The sequence below is a fragment of the Mesorhizobium sp. LNJC391B00 genome (genome assembly GCF_000502535.1).
Classification (GTDB): domain Bacteria; phylum Pseudomonadota; class Alphaproteobacteria; order Rhizobiales; family Rhizobiaceae; genus Mesorhizobium.
The window spans coordinates 104380-130623 of record NZ_AYWI01000013.1 but is presented as its reverse complement, the minus strand read 5'-3'; the positions used below and the strand labels follow the sequence as shown (position 1 = coordinate 130623).

The 26244-nt window shown below is 62.4% G+C and carries 25 protein-coding genes and 1 riboswitch; of the genes, 13 read left to right on the top strand and 12 right to left on the bottom strand.

Going from position 1 to position 26244, the window contains the following annotated elements; translation table 11 throughout:
• Nucleotides 1-39: 39 nt before the first annotated feature.
• The 3 genes from X750_RS139570 to X750_RS139580 are packed head-to-tail and all read right to left on the bottom strand — an operon-like array spanning nucleotide 40 to nucleotide 4874.
• Nucleotides 40-1590 carry a SpoVR family protein gene (locus X750_RS139570; RefSeq protein WP_023714987.1) on the bottom strand — a complete coding sequence of 517 codons (1551 nt, stop codon included), beginning with the start codon at nucleotides 1588-1590 and terminating at the stop codon, nucleotides 40-42.
• Nucleotides 1591-1599: 9 nt separating this feature from the next.
• Complete coding sequence (locus X750_RS139575; protein WP_023686733.1) at nucleotides 1600-2907, bottom strand: YeaH/YhbH family protein; 1308 nt, start codon at nucleotides 2905-2907, stop codon at nucleotides 1600-1602.
• 17 nt (nucleotides 2908-2924) lie between these two features.
• Nucleotides 2925-4874: a PrkA family serine protein kinase gene (locus tag X750_RS139580; protein WP_023714986.1), complete on the bottom strand. Its 1950-nt coding sequence runs from the start codon at nucleotides 4872-4874 to the stop codon at nucleotides 2925-2927.
• 536 nt (nucleotides 4875-5410) lie between these two features.
• Between X750_RS139580 and X750_RS139585 the strand changes: the two genes are divergently transcribed.
• Nucleotides 5411-6964: an acetolactate synthase large subunit gene (locus tag X750_RS139585; protein WP_023748521.1), complete on the top strand. Its 1554-nt coding sequence runs from the start codon at nucleotides 5411-5413 to the stop codon at nucleotides 6962-6964.
• 11 nt (nucleotides 6965-6975) lie between these two features.
• Here X750_RS139585 and X750_RS139590 read toward each other — a convergent pair whose 3' ends face one another.
• Nucleotides 6976-7278 carry a BolA family transcriptional regulator gene (locus X750_RS139590; RefSeq protein WP_023670675.1) on the bottom strand — a complete coding sequence of 101 codons (303 nt, stop codon included), beginning with the start codon at nucleotides 7276-7278 and terminating at the stop codon, nucleotides 6976-6978.
• A 169-nt stretch (nucleotides 7279-7447) separates the two neighbouring features.
• Between X750_RS139590 and X750_RS139595 the strand changes: the two genes are divergently transcribed.
• From X750_RS139595 to X750_RS139610, 4 genes are all read left to right on the top strand, one after another.
• Entirely contained in the window at nucleotides 7448-8077 is a 630-nt protein-coding gene (locus tag X750_RS139595) for a J domain-containing protein (RefSeq protein WP_032887126.1), read from the top strand.
• A gap of 123 nt (nucleotides 8078-8200) precedes the next feature.
• Nucleotides 8201-9187, top strand: coding sequence for a cobaltochelatase subunit CobS (gene cobS / locus X750_RS139600; protein ID WP_023670677.1), 987 nt, complete (start codon nucleotides 8201-8203; stop codon nucleotides 9185-9187).
• A gap of 11 nt (nucleotides 9188-9198) precedes the next feature.
• Nucleotides 9199-11097 (top strand): cobaltochelatase subunit CobT, encoded by a 1899-nt coding sequence (gene cobT, locus X750_RS139605; RefSeq protein WP_023685363.1) that lies wholly within the window; start codon nucleotides 9199-9201, stop codon nucleotides 11095-11097.
• Nucleotides 11094-12119, top strand: a complete 1026-nt coding sequence (locus X750_RS139610; RefSeq protein ID WP_023701379.1) for an esterase-like activity of phytase family protein — start codon at nucleotides 11094-11096, stop codon at nucleotides 12117-12119. Before cobT ends, X750_RS139610 begins: the two co-directional genes overlap by 4 nt.
• A 5-nt stretch (nucleotides 12120-12124) precedes the next feature.
• Here X750_RS139610 and X750_RS139615 read toward each other — a convergent pair whose 3' ends face one another.
• From X750_RS139615 to rpmB, 3 genes are all read right to left on the bottom strand, one after another.
• Nucleotides 12125-12796 carry a spermidine synthase gene (locus X750_RS139615; protein WP_023711706.1) on the bottom strand — a complete coding sequence of 224 codons (672 nt, stop codon included), beginning with the start codon at nucleotides 12794-12796 and terminating at the stop codon, nucleotides 12125-12127.
• A 3-nt stretch (nucleotides 12797-12799) separates the two neighbouring features.
• On the bottom strand, nucleotides 12800-13480 hold the full coding sequence (locus X750_RS139620; protein WP_023748520.1) for a queuosine precursor transporter: 681 nt from the start codon (nucleotides 13478-13480) through the stop codon (nucleotides 12800-12802).
• Between the two features lie 162 nt (nucleotides 13481-13642).
• On the bottom strand, nucleotides 13643-13939 hold the full coding sequence (gene rpmB, locus X750_RS139625) for a 50S ribosomal protein L28 (RefSeq protein ID WP_023748519.1): 297 nt from the start codon (nucleotides 13937-13939) through the stop codon (nucleotides 13643-13645).
• Between the two features lie 259 nt (nucleotides 13940-14198).
• Between rpmB and X750_RS139630 the strand changes: the two genes are divergently transcribed.
• From X750_RS139630 to X750_RS139640, 3 genes are read left to right on the top strand one after another with little or no spacing between them, the layout of a single operon-like run.
• A complete protein-coding gene (locus X750_RS139630; protein WP_023711708.1) occupies nucleotides 14199-14999 on the top strand; it encodes a DUF3108 domain-containing protein in 801 nt (266 codons plus the stop codon).
• 45 nt (nucleotides 15000-15044) lie between these two features.
• Nucleotides 15045-15932 (top strand): EamA family transporter, encoded by an 888-nt coding sequence (locus X750_RS139635; RefSeq protein WP_023748518.1) that lies wholly within the window; start codon nucleotides 15045-15047, stop codon nucleotides 15930-15932.
• On the top strand, nucleotides 15929-16603 hold the full coding sequence (locus tag X750_RS139640; protein ID WP_023742898.1) for a lysoplasmalogenase family protein: 675 nt from the start codon (nucleotides 15929-15931) through the stop codon (nucleotides 16601-16603). Before X750_RS139635 ends, X750_RS139640 begins: the two co-directional genes overlap by 4 nt.
• Here the strand turns inward: X750_RS139640 and X750_RS139645 are convergent.
• Together X750_RS139645 and gloB are read right to left on the bottom strand one after the other, a co-directional pair.
• The gene (locus X750_RS139645) at nucleotides 16600-17025 is read right to left on the bottom strand and encodes a cupin domain-containing protein (protein ID WP_023748517.1); all 426 of its coding nucleotides are present in this window, start codon (nucleotides 17023-17025) and stop codon (nucleotides 16600-16602) included. The two genes, X750_RS139640 and X750_RS139645, sit on opposite strands and share 4 nt — an antisense overlap.
• Nucleotides 17026-17045: 20 nt before the next feature.
• Nucleotides 17046-17813 (bottom strand): hydroxyacylglutathione hydrolase, encoded by a 768-nt coding sequence (gloB, locus tag X750_RS139650; RefSeq protein ID WP_023748516.1) that lies wholly within the window; start codon nucleotides 17811-17813, stop codon nucleotides 17046-17048.
• Between the two features lie 118 nt (nucleotides 17814-17931).
• Here gloB and X750_RS139655 point away from each other — a divergent pair, with 118 nt between their 5' ends.
• From X750_RS139655 to X750_RS139665, 3 genes are all read left to right on the top strand, one after another.
• Nucleotides 17932-18714 carry a methyltransferase domain-containing protein gene (locus tag X750_RS139655; RefSeq protein WP_023735200.1) on the top strand — a complete coding sequence of 261 codons (783 nt, stop codon included), beginning with the start codon at nucleotides 17932-17934 and terminating at the stop codon, nucleotides 18712-18714.
• A 137-nt stretch (nucleotides 18715-18851) separates the two neighbouring features.
• Nucleotides 18852-20672, top strand: a complete 1821-nt coding sequence (locus X750_RS139660) for an ABC transporter ATP-binding protein/permease (protein WP_023748515.1) — start codon at nucleotides 18852-18854, stop codon at nucleotides 20670-20672.
• 64 nt (nucleotides 20673-20736) lie between these two features.
• The gene (locus tag X750_RS139665) at nucleotides 20737-21525 is read left to right on the top strand and encodes a DUF1194 domain-containing protein (protein WP_023748514.1); all 789 of its coding nucleotides are present in this window, start codon (nucleotides 20737-20739) and stop codon (nucleotides 21523-21525) included.
• Between the two features lie 51 nt (nucleotides 21526-21576).
• On the opposite strand, the gene X750_RS139670 is transcribed toward X750_RS139665, so the two are convergent.
• Nucleotides 21577-22512, bottom strand: coding sequence for a glycosyltransferase family 2 protein (locus X750_RS139670; RefSeq protein WP_023673297.1), 936 nt, complete (start codon nucleotides 22510-22512; stop codon nucleotides 21577-21579).
• Between the two features lie 248 nt (nucleotides 22513-22760).
• Between X750_RS139670 and X750_RS139675 the strand changes: the two genes are divergently transcribed.
• Nucleotides 22761-23081, top strand: a complete 321-nt coding sequence (locus X750_RS139675) for a DUF1330 domain-containing protein (protein WP_023704332.1) — start codon at nucleotides 22761-22763, stop codon at nucleotides 23079-23081.
• A gap of 7 nt (nucleotides 23082-23088) precedes the next feature.
• Here X750_RS139675 and metW read toward each other — a convergent pair whose 3' ends face one another.
• Nucleotides 23089-23703, bottom strand: a complete 615-nt coding sequence (metW, locus tag X750_RS139680; protein WP_023748513.1) for a methionine biosynthesis protein MetW — start codon at nucleotides 23701-23703, stop codon at nucleotides 23089-23091.
• Nucleotides 23700-24869, bottom strand: a complete 1170-nt coding sequence (locus X750_RS139685) for a homoserine O-acetyltransferase (protein ID WP_023748512.1) — start codon at nucleotides 24867-24869, stop codon at nucleotides 23700-23702. The genes metW and X750_RS139685 overlap by 4 nt, the downstream gene beginning before the upstream one ends.
• Nucleotides 24870-24929: 60 nt before the next feature.
• A riboswitch (SAM riboswitch) is annotated at nucleotides 24930-25007 on the bottom strand.
• A gap of 126 nt (nucleotides 25008-25133) precedes the next feature.
• On the opposite strand from X750_RS139685, the gene hisC reads away from it, so the two are divergent.
• Complete coding sequence (gene hisC / locus X750_RS139690) at nucleotides 25134-26243, top strand: histidinol-phosphate transaminase (protein WP_023748511.1); 1110 nt, start codon at nucleotides 25134-25136, stop codon at nucleotides 26241-26243.
• The last annotated feature ends 1 nt before the right edge of the window (nucleotide 26244 follow it).

Below are 26244 nucleotides of genomic sequence, written 5' to 3'. Positions count from 1 at the left end.
GTACCGAGCAGGCCCGCCACATGACGCTCTTTGCCGAGCTTATGCCGCGATCTGGCTCGTAGACCGTTCGTGGATGGTCGCACCGGTTTGAGCGTCAACTGCGACCAGGCTGACCTCGTAGCCCCAGAGGCTGCGGACATGGCGCAGCGTCGCGTCACGGCTGGCCCCTTCGAGCACAACACCATCCTTTACCCTGTGTTGCAGCCGCAACTGCCGGTCGCCGAGCAGGTCGACATCAATCACCTGGATGTCCGGCCGATTCGCTCCAAGGTCGTAACTGTGGGCTAGCTGGGCGCGTATCTTGTGATAGCCACGTTCGTTGTGGATCGACGCGACTTCGAAATGCGGTTTGTCGGCTCCATCGCCAAGCACGAAGAACCGCCATTTTCGGATCAAGCTCGGGCTGAGGTACTGGCGGATAAAGGATTCGTCGCGGTGGTTGGCCCAGGCCTCAAGCAGGACCTCGCGCCAGTTGCCATGTCCTGCAATGTCCGGGAACCAGTCGCGGTCCTCCGCCGTCGGCTCGGTCGAAATGCGCTGTATGTCCTGCATCATGTCGAGGCCGAGGGCATAGGGATTGATGCCTGAAAACCGGGGATCGTCAAAGGCCGGCTGGAAGATCACGTTCGAATGGTTGCGCAGGATTTCGAGCATGGCACCTTCGCCGATCCGGCCACGATCGAATAGCATGTTCATGAGGGTATAATGCACGAAGGTGGCGCAGCCTTCATTCATGACTTGAGTCTGTCGCTGCGGGTAGAAATATTGCGCGATGACGCGGACGATCCTGATGATCTCGCGCTGCCAGGGTTCCAGGATCAGGCTGTTCTTCTCGAGGAAATAAAGGAGGTTTTCCTCGGGAAGGTTGAGCGATCTCTTGCGCTCCGCCATCCCTTGATCCTCATTGCCGGACTTGTTTTTGTTCTGCGACGGCGGCAGCGTGCGCCACAGATCGTTGTAGGAGCGCTCTTCGTATTCGAGGCGCTCGCGAAGCCCTTCGCGCTGTCGCTCCGACGAGAGCTTTGGCGGCCGGTGGTAGCGGAACACCCCTTGTTCCATCAGCGCATGGGCGGAATCGAGAATGGCCTCCACTGCTGCAAGGCCGTGCCGCTCCTCGCACCGGGCGATGTAGCCCTTGGCGAAGTCCAGATAACCCAGGATTGCCCCGGCGTCGGTCCATTGCTGAAACAGATGATTGTTCTTGAAGAAATGATTGTGGCCAAGCGCCGCGTGGGCCGTCACAAGGGCCTGCAACGCCATGGTGTTTTCCTCCATGAGGTAGACGATGCAGGGATTGGAGTTGATGACCAGTTCATAGGCCAGCCCCCGACCACCCTTACGGTAAAGAAGCTCCTGGTGAAGGAAATGTTTGCCGAACGACCAATGCCGATACATCAGTGGCATGCCGATAGATGAGTAGGCGTCGAGCATCTGCTGGGAGGAGATTATCTCCATCTGGACCGGGTAAGTATCGAGATACAACTCGTCGACCGCGATCGCCTCGATCTCTTCAAAAGCCCGCGATAATTTCTCGAAATTCCAGTCGGAACCGGAAAACAACAAATTCGTTTCGTTGGCTCGCCTGACCATCTCTCTCTCTCAAGCGCTCTTGATGGCCGCCGGCTGCCTGGCGAAGAGCCGGTGGAAGACCGGGTAAATATCCGCGGGAGCAGCGATGCGGCTCATCTGGAAGTTGGGCCATTTCAGCTCGATCGTACTGTAGGCGCGCCAAAGCGACGTCCCGTTTTCGGTAGCACCGAATATGTGGCTCTCGCGTTCGTCGATGATCTCGACATAGGCGAAATACTGGCACAGGCGCATGAGCTTGCCGTTCATGAGCTCTATGCATCGCTCGGAATCGGTGGTGAAATTGTCCCCGTCAGAGGCCTGCGCGGCGTAAATGTTCCACTCGCTGGCAGGATAGCGCTGGCCGATAATGCGGTGCATTTCGTCGAGCGCGGTGGAGACGATCGTACCGCCGCTCTGCGTGTTGTAGAAGAACGTGTCCTCATCCACTTCGTGCGCCTCATGGGTATGGCGGATGAAGACGATCTCCGTGCGTTCGTAGCGCCGTTTCAAGAACAGGTGCAGCAGCACGAAGAAGCGTTTGGCCAAGTCCTTTTCGCGTTGGCCCATCGATCCGGACACGTCCATAAGGCAGAACATGACGGCATTGGCATTCGGCACCGGCCGGGCGTCGAAGCGGTTGAATCGGATATCGACCGGATCGACAAAGGCAATTCGCCTGCGCCGTCGCTCCAGCCGGTCAAGCTCGTCGCGTAATTCCGCGATGCGCTGGCGCACCGCCGCGCCGGCCGGGGCCGACTCAAGCGTGACGATTTCCCGGAGGATCGCCTCCAGTTCCTGCTGCGTGGGGCGCCTCAGCGCAATGCGCCGGCCTAGGCTGTTGCGCATGGTGCGGCCGGCATTGATGTTGGTCGGGGAACCGGTTGCCGCGAAGCCGGCCCGGCGCGGCTTGAAGGCAAGGATTTCCTTGAGATTGAGCTTAACCAGGTCGGGCAGTTCGAGATCCTCAAAAAAGAGTTCGAGCACCTCCTCGCGTGACAGCACGAAACGAAAATCGTCTTCCGACGCCGTGTTTCCTGGCGACGACGCCGCGCCGCCCCCATGCGGCTTCGGGAGCAGGTCTCCAGGGGAAAAATGCCTGTTGCCCGGAAGGATGTGTCGGCGCCGTCCGCTGGCCCTGTCATCGTTGAAGCTCGGCTCGGCCGTTTTCCTTTCAGGCATGGGCACGGCGTGCTCGGTATCCACGTCGGCGATCCTGCCAGTGCGGATTTGATCGCGAATGCTCCGCTTCAACTCCTCGCGAGCACGCCTGAGGAAGCGCTGTCGATTGCCAAGGCTCTTGTCCTTGGGGTTCAGGCGACGGTCGATGAAGATCGGCATGGAACCATCCGGCTCTGTCAACCCGCCTTGTTCACCCGCATGTACCAGTCCACCAGCCGGCGTACCTGCCGTTCTGTGTAGCCACGCTCGATCATGCGCTGCACGAATTCGTTGTGGCGCTTTTCCGTAACGCTGTCTTGCTTGGAGCCGAAGCTGATCACCGGCAAGAGGTCCTCGACCTGTCCGAACATCCGCTTCTCGATGACCTCGCGCAGTTTTTCATAGCTGGTCCATGACGGGTTGCGGCCGTGGTTTCTTGCGCGAGCGCGCAGAGTGAACTTCACCACCTCGTTACGGAAGTCCTTGGGATTGGCGATGCCTGCCGGTTTCTCGACCTGCGAAAGTTCGTTGTCCAGGATCTCCCGGTTGAGGATCTGGCCGGTGTCGGGGTCCTTGTAGTCCTGGTCCTCAATCCAGGCATCCGCATAGGCGATGTAGCGGTCGAAGAGGTTCTGGCCGTATTCGCTATAGGACTCCAGATAGGCCTTCTGGATTTCGTGGCCGATGAACTCGGCGTAGCGCGCCGCAAGCTCCGACTTGATGAATTCAAGATAGGCCGCTTCCGTTTCCTTCGGGAACTGCTCCCGCTTGATCGCCTCCTCCAGAATGTACATCAGATGCACAGGATCGGCGGCCACCTCCTCATTATCGAAGTTGAATGTCTGCGAAAGGATCTTAAAGGCAAAGCGCGTGCTGACGCCCGTCATGCCTTCATCGACGCCGGCGGCGTCGCGATATTCTTGGACCGACTTTGCCCTGGGATCGACTTCCTTCAGATTTTCGCCGTCATAGGCGCGCATCTTGGTGTAGAGCGGCGAGTTGTCGTGCTCGGCCAAGCGCGTCGAAACTGCAAAGCGGCTGAGGATGTCCAAAACTTCAGGGGCACAGGGGCTGGCGGCCAACTCGCTCTCACGCAGCAATTTCTCATAGATCTGCCTCTCTTCGGTGATCCGCAGGCAATAGGGTACCTTGACCACCAGGATGCGATCGAGAAACGCCTCGTTGTTCTTGTTGCTCTTGAACTGTTGCCATTCCGACTCGTTGGAATGGGCGACGATGATCCCCTGGTAGGGAAAGGCGCCGAAATTTTCAGTGCCGTTGTAGCTGCCTTCCTGTGTCGCGGTCAGCAGCGGATGCAGAACCTTGATGGGTGCCTTGAACATCTCGACGAATTCAAGCAGACCTTGCGTGGTCCGGTTCAGGCCACCGCTATAGGAATAGGCATCGGGGTCGGACTGGCTAAAATTTTCCAATTGCCTGATGTCGACCTTGCCGACCAGGGCCGAGACATCCTGATTGTTCTCATCGCCAGGTTCGGTCTTGGCAATGCCGATCTGGCGCAGCCGCGAAGGCATCAGCTTGACGACGCTGAATTTGGAGATGTCGCCAGACAATTCGTCGAGGCGCTTGGCCGCCCATGGCGAAATCAATCCGTTCAGCCGGCGCCGGGCTATGCCGTATTTATCCTCTAGCAGATCACCCATGTGATCGGGATGGAACAGCCCAAGCGGCGACTCGAAAACCGGGCTGATCTGGTTGCCGACCTTCAGCGTGTAGATCGGGCGCTGCTCCATCAGTTTCTTCAGGCGCTCGGCCAGAGAGGATTTGCCGCCGCCGACCGGGCCGAGGAGATAGAGGATCTGCTTGCGTTCTTCGAGACCCTGCGAGGCATAGCGGAAATACCCGGCTATGCGCTCGATCGTATCCTCCATTCCATAGAAGTCGGAAAAATGAGGGTAGACCTTGAGGGTCCGATTCGAGAAAATGCGGCCGAGCCGCTCGTCTTTGCTGGTGTCAACCAGTTTTGGTTCGCCGATTGCGTCGACCATCCTTTCGGGAGCCGAAGCGTACATCGATTTGTCTTCCCGACAGGCAAGAAGATACTGTTGGATGCTGACCTCTTCGTCCGCCGCATTGGCATAAATTTCCGAAAAAAGATCGAAGACGTCGGATTGGGTTGCACGCATGATGTTCTGCCCTCGGGGCCGATCTGGATTCCAATCGCCTCATCACCTTCAACTGTCGGAAAGCATTGTTGGTTCCCTTCACATGAAGGAGAGTGGCTGCAATCCGGGTAGAAGGCTTGGGAGGAAACATTCGGAGTGGCTGGAATGGCGGGTTGCCCGGTGCTGCGGCGCTGATGGGCGGCGTTGTCGCCGGCCAGCTATCTCGATGGACACAAGCATCCGCCGACCTTCATCGCCTATTCGCGCGCCGAAGGCCGCGACGACCAATCGAAGGCTTTGCCAAACGCCTGCGCGCCATCGGCACTGAAGTGACGCTGTTCGACGGCAACGCCTACACGCATATGTCGATCAATCACGACTTCGGCGAGGACGGCGACGCGTTGACCGCCGCGATGCTGGCCTTCCTGAATGGACCGTCGGTTGATCCCCGATCCCCGCGAGGCGTCCTGGATCAGACCAAAAGCCCCGGCGGGACATTGCCGACCCGGCGGCTACAGGTGCAATTGTTCCTGAGTTGTCGATTGGGAAAGAAAATCATGAATGGCGCCGATCTGCTGTGCGACGTGCTCCTGGCCAATGACGTCACGGTCTGCTTCGCCAATCCTGGCACATCCGAAATGCATTTCGTTGCCGCACTGGACCGCAAACCTCAGATGCGCTGCGTGCTCGGCCTGTTCGAGGGCGTGGTGACCGGCGCCGCCGACGGCTATGCGCGCATGACCGACCGCCCGGCAGCAACGTTGCTGCATACCGGACCGGGTCTCGCCAACGGTTTGGCCAACATGCACAACGCAAGGCGTGCGCGCAGCCCGATGATCAACATTGTCGGCGACCATGCTTCCTACCATCTGCCGCTCGATGCCCCGCTGACCAGCGACATAGAAGGCCTGGCGTCGCCGATGTCGAACTGGGTTGGCCGCGTCAAGGGGCCGGCCGATATTGTGCCGGCCGCAGAGGCGGCTTTCCGCGCCTCACTCACGCCGCCTGGCGTCACGACCTTGATCCTGCCTGCGGATGCCGCCTGGGGCGAAGTTGCTGCGATTTCGCCTGGCAAGGTGAAGCTGGAGCCGCCGCCCGCCGTCGACATGGCTGTTGTGCGCACGATCGCCGAAGCAATCCGCGCCGCGCCGGACCGTGTCGGCATGGTGGTGCGTGGGCAAGCGGCGCGCGCCGATGCACTTGAAATCACAGGGAGAATCTCATCGGGAAGCGATGTCAGGCTGTTCAGTGAGGTTCTGATCGCCCGCATGCAACGCGGCCGCGGGCGGTTCGCCCCGACCCGCATTCCCTATCCGGTCGATGCGGCGACGGCCATGCTCCGGGATATCGACTTGCTGGTGCTGGTCGGCGCCAAGGAGCCGGTTGCCTTCTTCGCCTATCCCGGCAAGCCCGGGCGGCTGGTTCGGGACGATTGCAAGGTGCTTTCGCTGGCGGCGCATGGCCAGGATCTGAAAGCGGCGCTGGAGGCGCTGGCTGCCGAGGTCGGCATCAAGCCGACGCAGCAATTCGCCGCCGCAACCGCCTTTCCAGACGAACCGACGCTGAGCGGCAGACTGACGGACGATGCCATCGCGCTGTCGGTGGCGCGCAAACTTCCGGCCAATGCCATCGTCTGCGACGAAGCGGTCACCTCGGCGAGACGGTTCTTCGCGCTATCCGCCTTTGCGGCGCCGCACGACTACATGATGGGTACGGGCGGATCGATCGGCGGCGGCATTCCGATGGCGACAGGAGCAGCGATCGCCTGCCCGGACCGCAAGGTGATCAATCTCGAGGCCGACGGCAGCGGCATGTACACGGTGCAGGGACTGTGGACCCAGGCCAGGGAAAAGCTTGACGTCGTGACCATCATCTTTTCCAACCGGACCTACGCCATCCTGCATGGCGAAATGAAGAATGTCGGGGTCAATGAGATCGGCGAGAACGCTAGGCGCATGCTCGATCTCGACCATCCGGCGCTGGACTGGGTTGCGCTGGCCAAAGGCATGGGCGTCGAGGCGGCCCGCGCCGACACGTGCGAGCGGCTCGACGCGCTGCTCGACAGTGCCCTGTCGCGTCCGGGACCGTTTCTCATCGAAGCGGTGATCTGAGGCGGAGAGACTTACCAACGGGTCTTTTCGCCGGGTGCAGCCGGTTCGATTGCCAGCGCATGGACACCGGCTTGCAGCTCCGCTGCGAGCAATTCGTTGACGGCGCGGTGGCGGTCGATGCGGCTCATGCCGGCAAAGACGGATGAGACGATGCGGACGCGAAAATGCGTCTCGCCGGTGCCGTCATAGGCACCGTGATCGTCGGAGCCGTGGTGGTGATGACCGGCATGAAGGTGGCTTTCATTGACGATCGCCAGCCGCTCCGGCGAAAACGCCTTGTTCAGCTTGTCTTCCATCGTCGCCTGTATGGACATCGCCATCTCCCTTCACCATATCTGCAAGGCGTGATCGGGAAATCGGGGATCGATCCCGCCGGGCCGCCTCAAAAATCGCCATTCGCCCTGCTTTATGCCGCGATTCAGCGGTTAGGGCGATGATCGCGAAAATGTCAATTCTTGTTTCGCACGTGCGAACAGCCCATAAATGGGTGAGATGAAACCGTACCCCAAATATTTCGAGAAAATTCGGGTCCGTCCCGACAAGGATGCGGAGCTGAAGTCGCACTCGCCGATCTGCCAGTGGGACGGCTGCAAGGAGGCCGGTACCCACCGGGCGCCGGTCGGACGCATGAAGGAAGGCGAGTATTTTCAGTTCTGCTTCGATCATGTGCGCGAATACAACAAGGGTTTCAACTACTTCTCCGGCGTGCCGGACACCGAGATAGCCCGCTTCCAGAAGGAAGCGATGACCGGCCACCGGCCGACATGGAAGATGGGCGTCGCCGGCGCCTCGACGCGCTCCTCGCCCGATTTCGCCCAGCAGCGTTCCGGTCGCGCCGGCTATTACAACCGCATGCGCGATCCCTTCGATCTGTTCAAAGGGCCGAAGGACCCGCGCGAGGCGCGCGAGCGCAAGGCCAAGCCGCTTGAGGCCAAGGCGCTGGAAACGCTTGGCCTTGATACAAAGGCGACTGGCAAGGACATCAAGGCGCGCTATAAGGAACTTGTGAAGCGCCACCATCCGGATGCGAATGGCGGCGATAGAGGTTCGGAAGACCGGTTCCGCGATGTGCTGCAGGCCTATCGCGTGCTCAAGCAGGCGGGTTTGTGCTGAGCGACCTAACGGTTCGTGTCGTTTTCCAACTTTCATAAGGGTGGAAAAGGCTCTAAGACCGCCCCCGGACAAAAACGATTGCCGGCGAAATCAGGCATTTCGCCCGTGGAGACTCGGATAGAGATGAACAAGGTCGATCGCGACATCGCCAATTTGCCCGACACGACGGTGTCAGTGAAAGACAAATTCGGCTTCGAGTCCAAGATGGTGGTGCCGGCCTATTCGGTGACCTCGGAACATGTGCCGGACATCGATCCGGATTATCTGTTCGACAAGGCGACGACGCTGGCGATCCTTGCCGGCTTTGCCTACAATCGCCGCGTCATGGTCTCGGGCTATCACGGCACCGGCAAATCGACGCATATCGAACAGGTCGCAGCCCGCCTTAACTGGCCCTGCGTACGCGTCAACCTCGACAGCCATGTCAGCCGTATCGACCTCGTCGGCAAGGACGCCATCGTCGTCAAGGATGGCCTGCAGATCACCGAATTCCGCGACGGCATCCTGCCTTGGGCCTACCAGCACAATGTCGCGCTCTGCTTCGACGAGTACGATGCCGGCCGTCCGGACGTGATGTTCGTCATCCAGCGCGTGCTGGAATCATCGGGGCGCCTGACGCTGCTCGACCAGAGCCGGGTCATCCGTCCGCATCCGGCGTTCCGCTTGTTTTCGACCGCCAACACCGTTGGCCTCGGCGACACCACCGGCCTCTATCACGGCACGCAGCAGATCAACCAGGCGCAGATGGATCGCTGGTCGATCGTCACCACGCTGAACTACCTGCCGCACGACAATGAGGTGAACATCGTGCTGGCCAAGGCCAAGCACTATCGCGACGGCAAGGGCAAGGACATCGTCAACAAGATGGTGCGCGTCGCCGACATGACGCGCTCGGCCTTCATCAATGGCGATCTGTCGACCGTGATGAGCCCGCGTACCGTCATCACCTGGGCCGAAAATGCCGAGATCTTCGGCAATATCGGCATGGCGTTCCGGCTGACCTTCCTCAACAAGTGCGACGAGCTGGAGCGTTCGGTGGTGGCCGAGTTCTACCAGCGCGCCTTCGGCGAGGATTTGCCCGAGAGCGCCGCCAACGTGGTGCTGGGGTAAGCTGAGCCTTGATGGCGGGTCCGGGCGACAACACGCGCAACAAGTCGAAGACGGGGTCTGAAGCCGACAGCTTCAAGCGTGCCGTCACCGTCTGCATGCGCGCCATCGCCGGCGACAAGGAGCTCGAAGTCGGTTTCGCCAAGGACCGCCCGGCGCTCGCCGGCAGCCGCGCCCGACTGCCCGAACTGCCGAAGAAAGCGTCCAAGACAGACATCGCGATTACTCGTGGCCTGGGCGATTCCATGGCGCTGAAGCGCGCCTGCCACGATCAGCGCATCCACACCAAACTGGCGCCGGAAGGCAAGCTGGCGCGCTCGATCTATGACGCCGTGGAACAGGCCCGCGTCGAGGCGATCGGCAGCCGCGCCATGCAGGGCGTCGCCGACAATATCGGTTCCATGCTGGAGGACAAATACGCCAAGGCCAACCTTGTCGACGTCAAGGACAAGGCCGACGCGCCGATCGAGGAAGCGCTGGCGCTGATGGTGCGCGAGAAGCTGACCGGGCGGCCGATCCCGAAGAGCGGCGAGCGGCTGGTCGAACTCTGGCGGCCCTGGGTCGAGGAGAAGGCCAAGGCCGATCTCGACGGACTGTCGGCCAAGCTCGGCGACCAGCAGGCCTTCGCCCGCGTCGTGCGTGAGATGCTGGCGTCCATGGAGATGGCCGAGGAACTCGGCGACGATCAGGAGACCGAAGACTCCGAGGACAATGACGAGAACCAGCCGCAAGGCGAGGAGCAGAGCGAGGAGGGCGGCGAAGAGGATTCCGGCTCCGAGCAGTCGCAATCCGAGGATGCCGAGGCCTCGGCCGACGACGAACAGTCGTCCGAGACTGAGGCCTCCGACGCCACTGCCGACGATCTTTCCGACGATGACGATGCGGACGCCGAAACGCCGGGCGAGGCGCGCCGTAACGACAACCCGTTCGCCAACCTGCCGAAAGAGATCGACTACAAGGTTTTCACCACCGCCTTCGACGAGACCGTCGGTGCGGAAGAGCTGTGCGAGGAAGAAGAACTCGACCGGCTGCGCGCCTTCCTCGACAAGCAATTGGCCAATCTCTCCGGCGTCGTCGGCCGGCTCGCCAACCGGCTGCAGCGCCGCCTGATGGCGCAGCAGAACCGTTCCTGGGATTTCGACCTCGAAGAGGGTTATCTCGATCCGGCACGCCTGGTTCGTGTCGTCATCGACCCGATGCAGCCCTTGTCGTTCAAGCAGGAGCGCGACACCAAATTCCGCGACACGGTGGTGACGCTGGTGCTCGACAATTCCGGCTCGATGCGCGGCCGGCCGATCACCGTTGCCGCCACCTGTGCCGACATTCTGGCGCGCACGCTGGAGCGCTGCGGCGTCTCGGTCGAGATCCTCGGCTTCACCACGCGGGCGTGGAAGGGCGGACAGGCTCGCGAGAAGTGGCTGAAGGACGGCAAGCCGCCGAACCCCGGCCGGCTCAACGATCTGCGCCACATCATCTACAAATCCGCCGATCATCCATGGCGCCGCGCCCGGCGCAATCTCGGCCTGATGATGCGCGAGGGCCTGCTCAAGGAAAACATCGACGGTGAGGCGCTGCTGTGGGCCCACAACCGGCTGATCGCCCGGCCCGAACAGCGCAAGATCCTGATGATGATCTCGGACGGCGCGCCGGTCGACGATTCGACGCTGTCGGTCAATCCTGGCAACTATCTCGAGCGGCACCTGCGCGCCGTCATCGAGCTGATCGAGACGCGCTCGCCGGTCGAGCTTCTGGCCATCGGCATCGGCCACGACGTCACCCGCTATTACAGGCGCGCCGTCACCATCGTCGATGCCGAGGAACTGGCCGGCGCCATGACCGAGCAGTTGGCCTCGCTGTTCGCCGAGGAAAACGTGCGCGATACACGTCGCGGCGGCTACCGGCGCGCCGGATGATTTTTTTGCGCGGCGGGTTTCGGCAGATGCTCTTCGCGGTCACTGCCTTGTCCGGCATGGCGTTTGCGCCGGCCATCGCCGCCGGCCCAAGCGCGGTCGAGCCGGTCGAAGTCTCGGCGCGACCGATCACCACCTTCCATATCGGCAGCGCCGACAAGCAGTTTGGGCCGCTGGAATTCATCGGCGGTCTTGAGATGAACTCGACGACGCGCGATTTCGGCGCGCTGTCGGCATTTCGGTTCGTCAAACCCGGCAGCGATTTCATCGGCGTCGCCGATACGGGCTTCTGGTTCTTCGGCTCGATTACCCATAATGCCGACAAGCGGCCGTCCGGCATCCAGAATTTTCGCATGCAGCAGATGGTCGATGAGGAGGGCCGGCCGATCGACAGGAAATGGGAAGTCGATGCCGAGGGCCTTGCAGTCAAGGACGGCATCGCCACCGTCGGCTTCGAGCGCGATCACCGCGTCGCCCAGTTCAAGATCGACGCCAGCAACATGACGGCGCCGTTCAAGCAACTGAACTTTCTGGTTCCAGCCCGCGAACTGCGACAGAACCGCGGTTTCGAGACCGTCACCCACGCCAATCCCAACGGCCAGCACGAGGGCGGCCTCGTCGTGGTCTCGGAAAAGAGCTTGGACAAGGCTGGCAACATCTATGCCGCCATCATCGAAGGGCCGCACAAGGGCGTCTTCACGGTCAAGCGCAACGGCGATTTCGACATCACCGACGGCGCCTTCCTGCCGGATGGCGACCTGCTGCTTTTGGAGCGCAGTTTCTCGATGGCCGGCGGTGTCAGGATGCGGCTAAGGCGCATCTATGGCGAAAGCGTCGAGAAGGGCGCGGTTGCCGACGGGCCGGTGCTGATGGAAGCCGACATGGGCTACCAGATCGACAATATGGAAGGACTCGACGTCTGGACCCGCGATGACGGGGCGCTGATGGTGTCGCTGATCTCGGACGACAACCACTCGATCCTGCAGCGCAACCTCTATCTGGAATTCATCCTGCACCAGGATTGAGAGCCCTAAGGCTTGGTGGCGATCCAGATGACGTGGCGCGCGCCGCGCTTGCCATTGGCGCGCGTCTTCACCTCGTCCACGACAAAGCCCGCCTGCTTGAGCCTAAGTGTGAAGCCGGCATCGGGGCCTTGCGACCAAACAGCCAGCACGCCCCCGGGCCTGAGCGCTGCACGCGCCGCGCCGAGCCCGGCAGCGCCATAGAGGGCGTCGTTGCCCTTGTAGACGATGCCTTCGGGGCCATTGTCGACATCGAGCAGGATGGCGTCCCAGGCTGCCTTGTCGGATCTTATGATGTGCCCGACGTCGGCTTCGCGAACCGTCACACGGGGATCGTCGAGACAGCCGGCGAAGACCGCCTCCATGGGGCCGCGCGCCCAGGCGATGACGGCGGGGACAAGCTCGGCAACGGTGATGCCTGCGTCGGCGCCCAATTGGGCAAGCGCAGCGCGCAGCGTAAAACCCATGCCGAGGCCGCCGATCAGGATTTTCGGTTGGGCGCGGCCGCCGATCTTTTCACAGGAGAGCTTGGCCAGCGCTTCTTCGGAGCCGCTGAGGCGGCTGTTCATCAGCTCATTGGTGCCGAGCATGATCGAGAATTCGCTGCCGCGCTGCTTGAGGCGCAGTTCCTGTCCGCCGTCAGGCGTTTTGGCCGAGCCGAGCTGGACCCAAGGGATCACGGCCTAGACAGCCACGGCCGGCTGGCTCCAGTGGGCGGCGAGCAGCCGGTAGGGGATCAGGGCCACAACAGCGATGATCAGCTTCACCGAAAGGTCGCCCAGCGCCCAGGAGACCCAGCGCATGGTCTCGACCGGCAGCACGCCCATCAGCGGCGCCGTCTCCAGCGCAAAGCTGTCGTTCGGGCCGGCAAAAGCGAAGGCGGCCGAAAAGGCGATGCTGAAGAACACCAGGGTGTCGAACACCGAGCCGACCAGCGTGCCGACGATCGGCGCGCGCCACCAGCTCTGCCGGCGCAACCGGTTGAACACGGTGACGTCGAGCAATTGCGCGCAAAGGAAGGCCGCGCCGGAAGCTGTGGCGATGCGCACCAGCCGGTCGGCTGATGTCTCGAACTCGATCAGGCCGTGGCGAAACAGGAAGGGCGGGACGAGGATCGAGCAGACCACAGCGGTCATGAAGCCGACAAGGACGATGCGGCGCGCCACGGTCGGCCCGTAGCGGCGGTTGGCAAGGTCGGTGACCAGGAAGGAGAAGGGATAGGTGAAGGCGCCCCAGGTCAGGATGTCGCCCAGCGACAGACCGCCGGCCTGGCCCTGCATCGGGAACTGCACGAGGATGTTCGATGCCACGACGACAAGCGCCATGGCGGCCACAAAGGGCAGATATCGCGAGAAGGAAGTCATTTTTTTATCCTGGGTAATGGAACCAGCCAGGCGCTAGCCGAAGTTCGGGTCGCGCTGCCTTGCAAGTTTTGAGCATCGGATTGCTCCGATGCTGCTGCCTTAGAAGTTTTGAGCATCGGATTGCTCCGATGCTCAGGGCGGTCGTCCCCCGCCTTGATATCGTTAAGCGGCGGGCTGGTCGGCCAGCTTCTTGGCGATCTGCCTCTTCAACAGGCGCGCGCGCTGCGACAATTCCTTGGCGTCGGCCTTGGCCAGGAAGGCGTCGAGGCCGCCGCGATGCTCGACCGAACGCAGCGCGTTGGCCGAAATGCGCAGGCGCACATTCTGGTTCAGCGCTTCCGAAATCAGCGTCACATTGACGAGGTTCGGCAGGAAGCGGCGCTTGGTCTTGTTGTTGGCGTGGCTCACATTGTTGCCGGTCTGGACTGCCTTGGCAGTGAGTTCGCAGGTGCGGGACATGGTTCTAACCTTCAGTTCTGTCTAGCCTGCCAAACCTTGTTCGCCCGCGCCGGGTGGCGCGCGGTTTCAGTCAGGCGGCCTTATGGAAAAGTTGGCGTTCCTTAGTTGCATTTCGCCAATGCGTCAAGCTCCGGCTTGCCCACGACTGTGACGGGCGTTTCACATAAAGGCCGGAATTCAGCCTATAAGCGGTCGGACAGGGACATTTCAAGCCGGAGTCGCCCGCCTCCGGTTAAAAAAATCAAGGACCGAGCCCGCCATGCTTCGCCCGTCACATGCCGTTGTCGCCATACTTGTCGCCGCCTTGCCAACATCAACCCTTGCCGCCGCGCCCGCAGCCACCGCACAGTCCTTCAAGGGCGAATACACGGTGTCGTTCCTGGGCCTTTCCGTGGCCAAGGCGACATTTTCCAGCCACTACGAAGGCGATAGCTATTCCATAGACGGCACCGTCTCCAGCGCGGGTCTCGCCACCTTGTTCGACGACACGAGCGGCACGATCTCGTCAAAGGGCAAGATCCTGGGCAAGCAGATGCAGCCGCAGGTATTTCGCGCCGATTATAAGTCCGGCAAGAAGGCTTCCATGGTCGATATCCGCTTTGCCAATGGCGCGGTGACCGCCACCCAGGTCATTCCCGAGCCGAAAAAGCGCAATCCCAAAAACTGGATACCGCTGGGCAGCAACGATCTGGCATCGGTGCTCGATCCGATGGCGGCTACCGTCATCCATGCTGACAGCCTCGACCAGGTCTGTGGGCGCAAGGTGAAATTCTATGACGGCGAGATGCGCGCCGACCTGACGCTGACCTACGCCTCGAAAGGATCGATCTCGGTCAAGGGCTACAAGGGCGACACCGTTACCTGCAAGATGAGCTTCGAGCCGGTGGCAGGCTACCGCAAGGGCCGCAAGGCGCTGAATTACCTGAAGAAGAAGAGCCAGATGATGGTGACGTTTGCACCGCTCGGCCAAACCGGCATATATGCGCCGATCCACGCCACGGTCGGGACGCAGATCGGCACCTTGACTGTCAGCGCGGGGCGGTTCGAAGCTACTGAATAGACGCGCCCACCCGAATAGAAATGGGGCGAGTCGCCGGAGACGGGCATGGGGCGCGCAACACTGATCGGTTTCTCGGCGGTCGCCATGTGGGCGCTGCTGGCGTTGCTCACCGATGCGTCGGGCGCCGTGCCGCCATTCTTGCTCTCGGCCATCACCTTCACCATCGGCACCGCGGTCGGGCTGGTTGCCCGGCTGTTCATGCCGGCGACCGATAAAAGCCTGAAGATCCCACGCCAGGTCTGGGTGATCGGCATTGCCGGACTGTTCGGCTACCATTTCTTCTATTTCACCGCGCTGCGCAACGCGCCGGCGGTGGAGGCAAGCCTGATCGCCTATCTGTGGCCGCTGCTGATCGTGCTGGGATCAGCGCTGATGCCGGGCGAGAAGCTGGCCTGGAACCATGTCGTCGGCGCGCTGCTCGGGCTCGCCGGGACCGTGCTGATCGTCACCAAGGGTGGCGGCCTCGCCTTCGATGCTCGCTACACCTTCGGCTATGCGATGGCGGCCGTCTGTGCGCTGCTGTGGTCGTCCTATTCGCTGCTGTCGCGGCGCTTTCCGGCGGTGCCGACCTCAATCGTCACCTGGTTCTGCGCCGCCACGGCAGCCCTGTCCCTCATCTGCCATGTTCTGCTGGAAAAGACGGTGCTGCCCGATGGCCCCGGCCAGTGGCTGGCGGTGGTTGGTTTGGGGTTGATGCCGGTGGGTGCCGCCTTCTACGCCTGGGATATCGGCGTCAAACGAGGCAACATCCAGGTGCTCGGCGCGGCAAGCTATGCGGCGCCACTGCTGTCGACATTGGTGCTGATCGCGGCGGGCGTTGCCGAGCCGTCGCTGCGTATCCTGGCGGCCTGCGTACTGATCACCGGCGGCGCGGCGCTGGCGGCGAAATCGTTGTTCCTGCGCAAGGCGGCAACTGGCGGGGCAAGCGCATGACGATGCCGTTTGCCGGCGGCATCGACGCCAACGCAAATGCAACATTGATTTTTTCGCTGGTGGCGGCGGTGATCTACGCCTTCACCCTGGATATGCGGCCGACGCTGGCCCGCTCGGCGGCAAAGACGCTGGCCGTGGCCATGCTTGCGGCGCTGGCCTTCATGCAAGGTGGGCCGCTGTTGCTCGTCTCTGCGCTGGCGCTCAGCGCCGTCGGCGATGCCTTCCTGTCGCGTGACGGCGAAAAGGCCTTCCTCGGCGGGCTGGCCAGCTTCCTTGCGGCGCATGTCCTCTATGTGCCGCTCTTCCTGCTCGGCGGCGGCGGGCTGGATGTGCTCAGCACCGAGACATGGCGCGGCGCCATCGCGCTTGCCATGGCGGCCTTCGCAGTCGTCATGCTGGCGGCGCTCTGGCGCCGTGTCAGTCCCGGCCTGCGGGTGCCGATCGCCATCTATATCGCGGCCATTCTGGCGATGGGCATCTCGGCGTTGACGCTCGCCAATCCGTGGGTCATCGGCGGCGCTGTTATGTTCATGGCATCGGACGGGCTGCTTGCCGCGGAGAAATTCCTGGTTCCGGCAATAGCACCCTATCGCGCCGGCATCCGTTATGCGGTCTGGGTGCTCTACTATGCCGCCCAGCTCTGCATAACTCTTGGTTTTCTTCTGGCCTAAGGCTGCCAGCCCGGCTCGGCCATTTCAAACGCGGCGAAGTCGAAGCCCGGCGCCACGGTGCAGCCGACCAACGTCCATTCGCCGAGGCTGCGCGCCGATTGCCACCAGCCGGCCGGCACGACGATCTGCGGCCGCTCGCCCGCCGCAAGCTCAATGCCGAGCACCTGCTCGATCACCTGGTTAACCTTTGGACTGCCTTCCTCGCACATCGACAGCGCCAGCGGCGCCCCGGCATGGAAATGCCAGACCTCGGCCGCGTCCTTGACCCGGTGCCAGGCCGAAATCTGGTCCTGTTCAAGGAGGAAATAGATCGCCGTCGAATGGCCCCGCCCGGCGCCGTCGCGAAAGGTCTCGGCATACCAGCCGTCTTCCGGATGCGGCTTGAGGCCGAGCGTGGCGATGATTTCAGCGGCGCTGGTCATGGCTGATCCCGGAACGATGCTCAGAAATTGTCCTTGCGCTTGCGGATTTCCGCGAACACTTCGGCGTCCGGGGCCGCCTCCATACCGAGATGCTTGCGGATCGCCGGGTCGTGCCAGCGCAGGAACGGATTGGTCGACAATTCCTCGCCGATCGTGGTCGGCAGCGTCGCCTTGTCGTCGGCGCGCAGGGTCTCGATTTTGGCGGCGCGTTCCCTGAGCGCCGAATTGGTCGGGTCGACGGTCAACGCAAAGCGGGCGTTCGAAAGCGTATACTCATGGCCGCAATAGATGACCGTGTCGGCCGGGAGTGCCGCCAGCTTCTTCAGCGACTCGTACATCACCGGCGGCTTGCATTCGAACAGCCGGCCGCAGCCGAGCGCGAACAAAGTGTCGGCGGTGAACGCCACTTTCGAGGCCGGAAAATGATAGGAGACATGGCCCGCTGTGTGGCCAGGCGTGGCGATGACATCGATCCGCTCACCGCCGAGATGGACGACCGAGCCTTGCCCGACGGTCTCGTCGATGCCGGGGATCTTTTCCTTTTCAGCCTCCGGTCCGACGATGCGCAGCTTGAAGCGCTCCTTCAGCGCCAGATTGGCCTCGACATGGTCGACATGGTGGTGGGTGGTCAGGATCATCGTCGGCTTCCAGCCGGTACGCTCGATCGCGGCAATGATCGGCGCTTCTTCGGGTGCGTCGATAATGGCGGTCTCGCCGCTTTTCGGGTCATGCACCAGCACGCCGAAATTGTCGCTGCGGCACATGAACTGTTCGATTTCGACCGGCATTGGCATCTCTCCATCTGTTGGCGCAGACATAGGGCGCTTGGCCGCCGATGTCACTCTAGCTTTGCAGAACGTGGCGGCTTTGTTGAACTTGGGCGGCATCGCAGCTACCGTCCCGCGCATGCATTCCGATATCGTCGATCTCCGCTCCTTCTATTCGACCACGCTCGGCCGCCTGGCAGAACGCTCGATCACCATGGCGCTGTCCTCAATATGGGCAACAGTGCCCAATGAGCGGCTGGTCGGGCTCGGCTATACCTTGCCGTGGCTGGAGCGGTTCGGCACCGATGCCGAGCGGGTGTTTGCCTTCATGCCTGCCACGCAAGGGGCCGTCGTCTGGCCGGCGAACGGACCGACGGCGACGGCGCTGGTCTTCGACGAGGAATTGCCGCTGGTCGATTCCTGCATCGACCGCATGCTGCTCGTGCATTCGCTCGAACATGTCGAAAACCCGCGCGAGACGCTGAACGAGATCTGGCGGGTGCTGTCGCCGGCAGGGCGCGTCGTCATCGTCGTGCCCAACCGGCGCGGTGTCTGGGCGCGGTTCGAGCACACGCCGTTCGGCAGCGGCCGGCCGTTCTCGCGCGGCCAGCTGACAGAATTGCTGCGCGAGGCGAATTTCACACCGGCTTCCTGGTCCGACGCGCTGTTCTTCCCGCCATCGCCGCGGCGCTTCATGATGCGGTTCCACAATGTTCTGGAGCGCGCCGGCCGGCGGTTCTGGCCGATCTTTTCCGGCGTCATCGTGGTCGAGGCGCAGAAGCGGCTCTATCAGGGCGTGCCGGTCGCGCAGCGCGCTTCGCGCCGTGTCTTCGTGCCGGTACTGTCACCGCACGGTGCCACCCGGCTTGGCCGCCGGGCGGAAGGGGTGACATCGACGACGCGTCAGGTGACACCTTCGTGATCATCATGAAAACTGGTGTTGCGTGGGTTTTTCCCACCTATCTGTCGCAGATGCATTCGCGGTCCGTTTGAGCGGCGGATGCCTTCAAGTCTCTCCATCTGGTTTCAGCAACGCTTCTGAACGCAAGGACTTCGTGCATGGCTGATCAACCGGACAAGTCCGCCACCGCTCAGCCGGTAACCGTCGAAGCCAGCAGCCTGCGCGATCAGGTGGCGACGATCAAACGGGCGCTGATAGGCTCACCGGTGCGCAAGTGGCTGGTCTGGACGTCGGTCGGCATTATGGCGGTCATCGTCGCGACGTCGATCGGCCAGGTTCTGCTCAACCGCTGGAACCAGCCTTTCTACGATGCGCTGGCGCGTCGCGACATGGCGGCCTTCCTGCATCAGCTGATGATCTTTGCCGTGATTGCCGGCACGCTGCTCCTGCTCAACATCGCTCAGACCTGGCTCAACCAGATGATCCGGCTGAAGCTGCGCGAGGCGCTGACGCTCGACCTGATCGACCAATGGATGCGGCCGGCGCGGGCCTTCCGGCTCGCCAATGCCGGCGCCATCGGCGTCAATCCCGACCAGCGCATGCAGCAGGATGCCGCGCATCTGTCCGATCTGTCGACGGACCTCGGCGTCGGCCTGCTGCAATCCTTCATCCTGCTGGTGTCGTTCGTCGGCGTGCTTTGGCAACTCTCGTCGGGCTTCGTCTTCCACATCAACGGCTGGTCGCTGGCGATACCGGGCTACATGGTCTGGGCCGCGTTCCTCTATGCCGGCATCGCCTCCTGGCTGAGCTGGCTGGTCGGGCGGCCGCTGATCCGCCTCAACAGCGACCGCTACACCCGCGAGGCCGAACTGCGCTCCTCGATGGTGCGCGTCAACGAGAATGTCGACGCCATCGCGCTCTATCACGGCGAAGCCGATGCCAAGAGACGGCTCGAAATCGACCTTGGCACGGTGCTGGGCGCGATGCGAAACATCTACAAAGCGCAGATCAACCTTTCCTGGGTGACCGATACCTATGGCTGGATCACCGTGGTGGCGCCGATCCTTGTGGCATCGCCGGTCTATTTTTCAGGCGATATCAGCTTTGGCGGGTTGATGATGGCGGTCGGCGCCTTCAACCAGGTGCACTCGTCGCTGCGCTGGTTCATCAACAATATCGGCGGCATCGCCGACTGGCGCGCCACGCTGATGCGCGTTGCCGACTTCCGCATTGCGCTCGATGAAACCGATGTGCTGCACGACAAGGAAAAGCGCATCGAATTCGGCGATAACGCCAATGGCAGCCTGACCTTCGAGAAGCTCCAAGTGGCCTCGCCGGAGGGCTGCACCAAACTTTCAGACAGCCATGTCGAGATCCATCCCGGTGAGCGCGTCATGATCACCGGCGACCCAGGCGCCGGCAAGACATTGTTCTTCCGCGCCATTGCCGGCCTTTGGCCCTGGGGCAGCGGGCGGATCGGCTTGCCGGCCGGAGAAACGCCGATTTTCGTGCCGCGTGTTCCGTATTTTCCTGCCGGCACGTTACGAGAAGTGCTGCATCCGAATGGCTCGGCGCCGGCTGGCGATGCTGATTTTGGGGCGGTGCTGGCCGAGGTCGGCCTCGAGCGGCTGTCATCCTCGCTCGACCGTTCCGCACGCTGGGAGCGTGAACTCAACGATGACGAACAGCGGTCGCTGGCCTTCGCTAGGCTGGCCTTGCGGCAGCCGAAATGGGTGATCATCGACGAAGCGATGGACGCGTTCGATGGTCCTTCGCTGCGAAGGGTGCTGTCCATGCTGGAGAAACGCCTGCCGGAAACCGCGATCCTCAACATCGGGCGCGGACTGCACAATGGTCATTTCTTTCCACGCGCATTGAACATCGTGAAGGATACGGGTGCTGCGCCACTGAAACCCGCCCGAGTCAGGACCGGCGCCATCGACCCGCCGCCGAAAGCGGCCGTGCGGCGAAAGAAGTAGAAGGGGCTTTATTTCGCCGCGATCGCGGCGAAGATTCACGGGTCGAAACATCCGTGGTGCGGCCATGCTCGATGCGCTCAGCCTGCTTGCCTGCCTTGCCTGCACCACGCCCGTGGCTGCACCGGCCGTTGCCGTGGATGTCGAACTGGTGCTGGCCGTCGACATCTCACAGTCGATGGACGAGAGGGAGTTCGCGCTGCAGCGCGCTGGCTATGTCGAGGCGCTCAGGCATCCCGATTTCATCAAGGCCGTGCGCTCGGGAACCACCGGGCGCATCGCGCTTGCCTATTTCGAATGGGCGGGCGTCGTGCGCGAGGATGGCGTCATCGCCTGGCAGGTGATCGACAGCGCAGAGAGCGCCAGCGCCTTCGCCGACAGAATAGAAGCGCGGCCGTTCCGCAGCTTTCGCGGCACCTCGATTTCCGGTGCGCTTGCCTTCGGCGCCGGGCTGTTCGAGGGCACGGGGTTCGATGCGCCACGCAGCGTCATCGACATTTCCGGCGACGGTCCCAACAACACCGGGCCGCCCGTCGCCACGACACGCGATGCGGCGGTGGCCAAGGGCATCGTCATCAACGGCCTGCCGATCCTGATCAGCCCGTCGCCGACCTTCAGCCATCTCGACCAGTATTATGACGAGTGCGTCACCTGTGGGCCCGGCTCCTTCGTGTTGCCGATCTATGCGGCCTCGGAGTTCGCCACCGCCATACGCCGCAAGCTGATCCTGGAGGTGAGCGGCATCGCCGATGCGACCGTGGTCCCGATCGATGCCGCCGCACCCATGGACTGCCTACAGGGCGAACGCGACCGGCGGCTATATTCCGACCCATATCTGCCGGAACTCGACAAATGAGGTTTGAGGCAGTTCGGAGGGGAAAGCCGCTGCGCGGCTTGCCGGCAAACTTCAGGCCGGCCGTGCACCGTATTTGTCGCGAAATTCGGCATAGAGATCGCGGCGCCAGCGCCGGCCGCCGACATAGCCACGCAACAGCTGCGGCAGCGAATAGCCAAGCGCCTTCGACGACCGGTTGGCCATATAGCCGGAGAACGCCTGCGAAACCCTGCCCTTGAGCGCATCGGCGATGAGCTGCCGGGCGATCATGTAAGGCGGAATGTAGGGGTAGCGGTCGGCGATATAGGGGTGCTTGTCGATCAAGCTCGCATAGGCTTCGACATAGCCGTCCCGGCGACCGGAGATCGAATTCTCCGAGTTGTACTTTTTCCAGTCGATCACTTCGGACAGCTGCGCGCCGCTGCGACGGGCAAAGCGCAGCAACAATTCGCGATCCTGCATGCGCGTGACGTCACTGTCGTAGCCGCCGATGGCCAGCAGCGACTCGCGCCGGGCGGTGATTGCCGACCCGGCAATGAAGATGGTCTGCGCGACAAGGGCCCGCTCCAGCGAGTCGCGGCTCAGCAGCGCCTCGCGGTTGACGCAGTTGGTGCGGCGATTGCCCTTCAGCGACACGAAGGAACTGATCAGCACTTCGAGCGAGGGATTGTTGTCGAACTGCTCCAGCGTCCGCGCCAGGCGATCCGGCAAATAGACGTCGTCGGAATCGAGGAATGTCACCACCGGCGCCTGCGCCCGCTCGATGCCGGCATTGCGGGCGGCATTGGCGCCGCGCCATTTCGAGCCAACATAGATCAGCCGTGGATCGCGGATTTCGGCAAGTGCGGCTGCCGTACCGTCGGTCGAGCCGTCATCGACGACAATATGTTCGAACCGGGGAAAATTCTGCGCCAGGACGCTCTCCACGGCGCGCACCACCTTGCTGCGGCGATTGTGCGTCGGTGTGATCACCGAGATCAGCGGAGCGAGGTCGGTTGCCTTGGACATGTTGCTTCGATTGTGCCCCCAAATGCCTGGAGGCCGGAGGTTTTGATGGTCGCCGTCCAAGCCTTAAACCGGGATGGCATTCGATTCGACGCTACAAAAAACCAGCGGCAATGTCATCACAAACTGTTGAGCCAGGACGCCGGTAAGCCGGCCGATTACCCCAGACGTAATCGACCGATGGCCATCATGTCTGCAGATTGCGCCAACGAAGCCGGTCGTCGGGCTTCGATCTCACAGGGAGTTCAGCCATGGCCGCCTACGCCGTCGCCCATATGCGTCAAGTCACAATGGGCCCGCAGATTGTCGAGTATCTGCAGAGGATCGACGCCACATTGGAGCCGTTCGGCGGCCGCTTCCTTGTCCAGGGCGGCGACATGGACGTGGTCGAAAACGAATGGCCCGGGCACCTGACCGTCATCGAGTTTCCGGACAGGGCGCATGCGTGGGGCTGGTACGATTCATCAGCCTATCGCGAGATTCTGGCCTTGCGCACCGACAACTCCCACGCCGATGTGATCATCGCCGATGGCGTTCAGCACCCGCACAAGGCGACGGACGTGCTGGAATAGGGGCAAACTACCGCTTCAGCAAGAACACCGCTTGCTGGCCGAAGAAATTCCAGAACCACCATGGCATCGACAGGCCGATCTTCTGGCCGTTGCCGTCGAGCGCGGTGGCTTTCTCGACCGAGGCGCCGAGTTCGTCGACCAGATTGACGAAGTCGCGGATGGTGCAGAAATGGATGTTGGGCGTGTCGTACCAGGAATAGGGCAGGTCCGCGGTCACCGGCATCCGGCCATTGACGAACAGCGACAGCCGCACCCGCCAGTGGCCGAAATTGGGGAAGGAGACGATGGCGCGGTTGCCGATTCGCAGCAGTTCGTCGAGCACCAGCTTCGGGTTGCGGGTCGCCTGCAGCGTCTGTGACAGAACGACGAAGTCAAAACCCTTGTCCGGATAGAATTCGAGGTCGGTGTCGGCATCGCCCTGGATGACCGAGAGGCCGCGCGAAACGCATTCATTGACGCCGCGCTGTGACAGCTCCAGCCCGCGGCCGTCGACCTGCTTGGTCTCCTGCAGGAGTTCGAGCAGCAGGCCGTCGCCGGAGCCGACATCGAGCACCCGCGACTGCGGGGGTATCAGGTTGGCCACGACTTCGAGGTCGACGCGCTGGCTGCCATTGACGCTCATGAGGCGAGCCCCCTTGCGCGGGCCGCCGAGCCGATGAAGCCCTTGATGGCGGCAAACAGTTCGGGTTCGTCGAGCAGGAAGGCATCATGGCCGCGGTCGGTGTCGATCTCGACGAAGGAGACCGATGCGCCGGCGGCGTTGAGCGCATGCACGATCGAGCGGCTCTCCTCGGTCGGGAACAGCCAGTCCGAGGTGAAGGACACCAGGCAGAAGCGGGTCTTGGTGCCGGCAAACGCGTCGGCCAACCGGCCGCCATGATCGGCGGCGAGGTCGAAATAATCCATCGAACGGGTCATGTAGAGGTAGGAGTTGGCGTCGAAGCGGTCGACGAATGTCATGCCCTGGTGGCGCAGATAGCTTTCGATCTGGAAGTCGGCGTCGAAACCGAAGGTCAGCGCTTCGCGGTCCTGAAGATTGCGGCCGAATTTGCGGTGCAGGGCGGCTTCCGACAGATAGGTGATGTGGGCGGCCATGCGCGCCACGGCGAGCCCCTTTTCCGGGCGCTTGCCGTGCTCGAAATATTTGCCGCCATGCCAGTCCGGATCAGCCATGACAGCCTGGCGGCCGACCTCGTGGAAGGCGATGTTCTGCGAGGAATGGCGTGCGCCTGTGGCGATCGGCAGGGCCGAGAAGACGCGCTCGGAATAGCATGACGCCCATTCCAGCACCTGCATGCCGCCCATCGAGCCGCCGAGCACGCAAAACAGCTTTTCGATGCCGAAATGGTCGACCAGCATCAGTTGCGCCCGCACCATGTCGCGGATGGTGATGATTGGCAGGTCGAGGCCGTAGGGCTTGCCGGTGGCGGGATTGGTCGAGGCCGGACCGGTGGAGCCGAGGCAGCCGCCGATGACGTTGGAGCAGATGACGAAGAAGCGGTTGGTGTCGATGATCTTGCCGGGACCGATCAGCACTTCCCACCAGCCGGGCTTGCCGGTCACCGGATTGGTGCTGGCGACATGCTGGTCGCCGGTCAGCGCGTGGCAGACCAGGATGGCGTTGGTGCGGGCATCGTTGAGGTCGCCATATGTCTGGTAGGCGATCTGGAACGGCGACAAAAGCGTGCCGGCGTCGAGCTTCAGCGGCTTGTCAGGGCCAAAACGCAACACAGGGCTCGACGGGTTGTCGGCCTCGTTGTTGGTTTTTGTAGCGCGGAGCGCGGCCATGTGACTCTCCTTGCCCGCCGTCAGGCAATAAAAAACCGGCAATGCGATCGCAAAGCCGGTTACGTCACGCAAACGGCCCTTTAGCGAGTTGTTTAACGTGGCTGCAAGCCGACCGGCCAAATCACCACGGAACTGTTGCGTTCTTCTAGAACTCGTGCGGCCCGGCGTCAACGGCCAGCTATTGCCCGCCTCTCGACATTCGCGGCTACGGCTTGTATTTCCGCTGCGGCCTCCGGACGGAGGCATTCTCGATGGATTTGCGACATGGACAAGACAGCGGACAAGGCACGGCCGACTCCCCGCGCGGGCATTATGGACATCGACGCCTATGTGCCGGGCAAGAGCACGGCACCGGCCGGCGTCGCCAAGGTCCATAAATTGTCGTCGAACGAGAACCCGCTCGGCCCGTCGCCGAAGGCGATCGAGGCCGCGCGCGAAGTGGCCAGCAAGCTCGATGTCTATCCCGACGGCACCGCCCGCCGGCTGCGCGAGGCGATCGCCGAGGTGCATGGCCTCAACCCGGCAAACATCATCTGCTCCAACGGTTCCGACGAGATACTTGGCCTGCTGGCGCAGACCTATCTTGCGCCAGGCGATGAGGCGATTTTTACCGAACATGCCTTCATGGTCTACAAGATCTACATTCAGTCGGCGGGGGCCAAGCCGGTTGCTGTGAAGGAAACCGAGGAGCGCGCCGACGTCGACGCGATCCTGGCCGCGGTGACGCCGCGGACCAAAATCATCTTCCTCGCCAATCCCAACAACCCGACCGGCACCTATCTGCCATTCCAGGAGGTCCGCCGCCTGCATTCCGCGCTCCCGGGCAACGTGCTTCTGGTGCTGGACGCGGCCTATGCCGAGTACGTCAGGCGCAATGACTATGAGGCAGGTATCGAGCTGGCGGGCAGCGCGCAGAATGTGGTCATGACCCGCACCTTCTCCAAGCTCGGCCTTGGCGGCGCGCGCATCGGCTGGATGTATGGCCCACTGCACATCGTCGATGCCATCAACCGTGTTCGCGGCCCTTTCAACGTTAACGCAACAGCGATCGAGGCCGGCATTGCCGCCATCCGCGACCGCGCCCATGTCGAGCGCAGTTCGTTGCACAACCAGACCTGGCTTACCTGGCTGAATGAAGAACTGACGAAGCTTGGGCTGCGCGTGACGCCCAGCGTCGGCAATTTCGTCCTCATCCACTTTCCCGACGACAAGAGGCATTCGGCTGAGGCGGCGGACGACTACCTCACCCAGCGCGGCTATATATTGCGGCGCGTTACCGGCTATGGCTTTCCCAATGCGCTGCGCATGAGCGTCGGCACCGAAGAAGCCAATCGCGGCGTCATCGACGCCCTCACGACATTCCTGAAAAGCTGAA